The 4,078-nt window shown below is 55.7% G+C and carries 4 protein-coding genes; all 4 read right to left on the bottom strand.

Annotated features, from left to right (window positions below; translation table 11 throughout):
* Positions 1-134: 134 nt before the first annotated feature.
* A complete protein-coding gene (locus ABRP87_RS11100) occupies positions 135-890 on the bottom strand; it encodes an iron ABC transporter ATP-binding protein (RefSeq protein ID WP_023025818.1) in 756 nt (251 codons plus the stop codon).
* Entirely contained in the window at positions 887-1,864 is a 978-nt protein-coding gene (locus tag ABRP87_RS11095; RefSeq protein ID WP_349868825.1) for an iron chelate uptake ABC transporter family permease subunit, read from the bottom strand. Before ABRP87_RS11095 ends, ABRP87_RS11100 begins: the two co-directional genes overlap by 4 nt.
* 1 nt (position 1,865) lies before the next feature.
* A complete protein-coding gene (locus ABRP87_RS11090) occupies positions 1,866-2,831 on the bottom strand; it encodes an ABC transporter permease (protein WP_302520921.1) in 966 nt (321 codons plus the stop codon).
* A gap of 67 nt (positions 2,832-2,898) precedes the next feature.
* Positions 2,899-3,891: an ABC transporter substrate-binding protein gene (locus tag ABRP87_RS11085; protein WP_498821211.1), complete on the bottom strand. Its 993-nt coding sequence runs from the start codon at positions 3,889-3,891 to the stop codon at positions 2,899-2,901.
* Positions 3,892-4,078 lie beyond the last annotated feature (187 nt).

The following is a 4,078-nucleotide window of genomic DNA, read 5'->3' as shown; positions in this document are numbered from 1 at the left end:
GAACCAAGTCAAATCCTCGGACCAAGCCAGTACAAAAAGTCACTCACAAGTAACCAACCGGCTACCTCTCGGCGACTCGCTAAAATTTATACTACCCCACAACACAACGCAAACTCGCAGGCCAACGTCGGTTTTTAGTGATAGCACGCGATCTTTCCATCGGGCCCATCGATAACGCGCACCGGAGTATTGAAGATGGGCGTCAGGATATCGTCGCGCATAATCTCCTCGGCCGGACCGAATTCGACGATCTGCCCGTCCTTGCAGGCGCAGATATAGTCCGCGTAGCGCGCGGCAAAGTTGATGTCATGCAGAACCACGATGACCGTGCGCCCCAATTCCTGGGCAGCCTCGCGCAGGTGGCGCATCATGTCCACCGAGTGCGAAATATCCAGGTTATTAAGCGGCTCATCCAGCAACACGTAATCGGTTTCTTGGCACAGCACCATCGCTACGTACGCGCGCTGGCGCTGACCTCCAGAAAGCTGGTCAAGGTAGCGGTGCTGCAATTCTTCCAAATGCAGGAAGTGGATGTATTTGGAAATGACCTCTTCATCGTGTTTATTGAGTCGCCCCTTGGTATAGGGGAAGCGGCCAAAGCCGACGAGCTGGCGCACGGTCAGTTTCGTGACGAAGTGATTTTCCTGGCGCAGGATAGACACGATCTTCGCTAGGTCGGCGGACTTGCTGGATTGGATGTCATAGCCAGCGATTTCGATGCTGCCTTCATCCATGTCGAGCAGGCGGCCGATCATGGTGAGCATCGTCGACTTACCCGCACCATTCGGCCCCACCAGCGCGGTGATGCCTCCCTGCGGGATGGTCAGGTTGAGTGGACCAATAGCGGTCTCGGCGGAATAGGTTTTAGAAACGTTCTTTAATTCGATCACAGTCGGCCCTTTCGCATAATGACAAAGAGGAACACGGAGCCACCTACCAGCTCAATGATGATGGACACCACGCCTTGCGCGGAAAATACGTGCTGCATGAGGAAGTACGCCGCAATCAGCACGAGGAATGCTAAGCCCACCGCCATCGGAAAGATGTAGCGGTGATCGTAGGTATCGGCAAACTGATAGGCCAGCGTAGCCACCAAAAAGCCCAAGAAGGTCATGGGCCCTACCAGTGCGGTCGTCGTCGCCATCAATAGCGAGACCAACACCAGCGTGTAAATTGCATGCGCTTTGTGGTTCACGCCCAAGTTGGTGCTGACATCGGCGCCCAAGGAAATCACGTTGAGCTTGCGCGCATTGAGCACCAAAAGCGTGGTAGCGATGGCCACAACGGGAATGGCGATGGGATAGTACTCAGTCTCAGCGTTATTGACGGAGCCAAAAAGGCGCGCGGTCAGCACGTCGAACTCGCTGGGGGTTAGCATGCGCTGCATAAAGGTAGACAGCGAGCCTAGGCCACCACCGATGACCACGCCGACCAGCAGCATGGCGTGCATATTCTGTTTTCTATTGGTTAGCAGCCACGAATAAAGCACCAGGGAAAGGCCCACCATGACGCCCATTTGCATGAGGAAGGTGGGCACGGTGCGGGCATCGTTAAGCCCACTAGCGCCCAGGAAGAAAATGGTCGCGGTATTGATGGCAACGTACAGGGACTCAAAGCCCATGATGGATGGCGTCAAGATGCGGTTATTCGTCACGGTATGAAAAGACACCGTGGCCATGGCTTGACACACAGCGACGATCGCCATGGCGATGAGAGCATCGGCGCGGCGCTGGGCGATGAGCCAAAACTTGCGGGTACCAAACTCCATCGGATTGCCATAGGCCAGGTAGGCAAAGGCTAAAGCCGCAGCTAGGCCCCATACGCAGACTAGGGTGATCCAATATTTCTTTGGCGGGGCGGACATCTTAGTTCGCACGGGTCGACCTCACAATCATGATGATGAAGACGATGGCGCCGATGACTCCAAGAATCACCGAAACCGGCATCTCGAATGGGGCGATGATCACGCGGCCCACCAGGTCACATACCGTGACGATGCCGATGCCCAGCAAGCACACCCAGGGCACGTTGGAACGCAGGTCATCGCCGCGCACCATAGAGACGATATTGGGCACGATAAGCCCGAGGAATGGCAGAGATCCTACGACAACGGTGACCACGCCCGTAGCAATGGCAATGAGGCCGGTTCCAAGCAACAACATGCGGTTATAGTTCAGCCCAACGTTGGTAGCAACGTCCTCGCCCAAACCAACAACCGTGAGGCGGTCAGCATAGATATACACCGCCACCAGCACCAAGAGGACCAGCCACAAAACCTCGTATTGGCCCTTATATACCGCGGTGAATGAACCCATGAACCAGATTCCCAATTGCTGGAGCATATCCGTCATCAGGGCGAAAAACGTCGAGACCGCAGACACCACGGCACCCAGCATGATGCCGATGATCGGCACGATGAGCGAGGAGCGCAGGGTCACCCGGCGTAAGAAGAGGAAGAATACGACGGTACCCAGGAAGGAAAAGATCACCGCACCTATCATCTTCACTAGAATCGAGGACGTGGGTGCGACGACCATGACGAAGAGCAGGCCCAGCCCGGCCCACTCCGTGGTGCCGGTGGTAGAGGGTTCGACGAAGCGATTTTGGGTAAGCAGCTGCATGACCAGGCCGCTTACAGCCATGGCCGCGCCGGCCAGCACCAAGGCAATGGTGCGCGGCAAGCGGGTAATGCCGAACATGGCGGCCCCATCATCGGCACCAAAAACGTCGTACTGTCCGGTCAGCAGAGAAGTAACGAGCAACGCGGCTACGATGAGTACGCCGAGGCCCAGCTTCCAATCCCAGACCTTTGTGCGGGTGGTGGTTTCCATAACTATCCTTTACGCACCTGAAAACCGGAGGGCACAAATCCCTCCGGTTTCCGGTTTTTAGTGGTGGCTAGTTCTTTTCAAACGCGTCTGCCATCGCGTTGAGCGTCTCCGTGAAGGTAATGATGTTTTCATTGGTGTAGGTATCCTGCGGAGCGGCAACGATGTTGCCTTCCTTAACGGCAGTCACGTTCTTGAGTGCCGCGGAATCCTCTACCAGCTTCTTGCCTGGGGTGTAGCCTGCTTCATCCTTGGCAATGGCACCGTCGCGGTCCATGATGAGGATGTAGTCAGGGTTGGAATCAGCGATTGCCTCGACGGAGATGTCATCGCCCTCGTGGTCATCGCTAGCGTTTTCCACCTCGAGGGAAGGCTTCATGCCCAGCAGGTCAAAGAATGGCCCGAAGAAGCGGCCCTTACCTGGGGCGATGTAGTTGATGTCGCCACCGGTGGTGTTGACCGCCATGACGGTTTTCTCAGGATCGTAGGCGTCCTTGGCACGGTCCAGCGCCTTATTGAAGTCATCCACGAGCTTCTTTGCTTCGTCTTCGTGGTCGAAGATCTTGCCCAGTGCTTCGGTCTGGCGGATGAGTTCTTCCGCCATGTCCTTATCGTCGCGCGGGGAGAAGTCGAGGACCGGGGTATCTTCCATCAGTGCCTCGATATCAGCCTGGTGCTGGGTGAAGCGCTGACCGTTGATGACGATGTCCGGCTCTGCGGCAACCAGTGCTTCCAGGTCAGGTTCGCGGTGCATACCCAGGTTGGCCTCGATCGTGTCTTCATTGATCTTGTCCGAGAGGGTATCCGGGACGATGCCGAGCGGGGCAGCCACGATATTGAGGTCCCAGTCCGCGAGGATTTCGAAGGCGCGGTTATCCGTTACCGCGACGCGCTCGAACGGTACATCCAGCTCATGGCTGCCGTTATTATCTTCGATCTGCAGTGCGCTTTCCGATGTCCCCTTATTCGAACCCCGGTCCTCTTCTTCCGCAGTGCTACATGCGGTAAGTGCCAAGGAGGCGACAGCTACGACAGACAAAAGAGCGCGATGAATTTTCTTCATTGTGCTTTCCTTATAGACGAGAAACAAATGCCCCATTAACTTATCTTAAGTCACCCTAACCAATCAAGGTTGAGGGTAACCTTTCCTAAAGCGCATCGTCCCGACCATAGAGGCCTAAACGACAGGATGTGTTGGTGAAGTTATATGTTTAGCCGGTCTGGCGTGCTGGTATTAGGATTATTTCACT

This window comes from Corynebacterium sp. KPL2830, from assembly GCF_040225635.1.
GTDB lineage: Bacteria > Actinomycetota > Actinomycetes > Mycobacteriales > Mycobacteriaceae > Corynebacterium.
The sequence above is the reverse complement of the archived record's forward strand: the minus strand, read 5'-3'. Positions and strand labels throughout refer to the sequence as shown.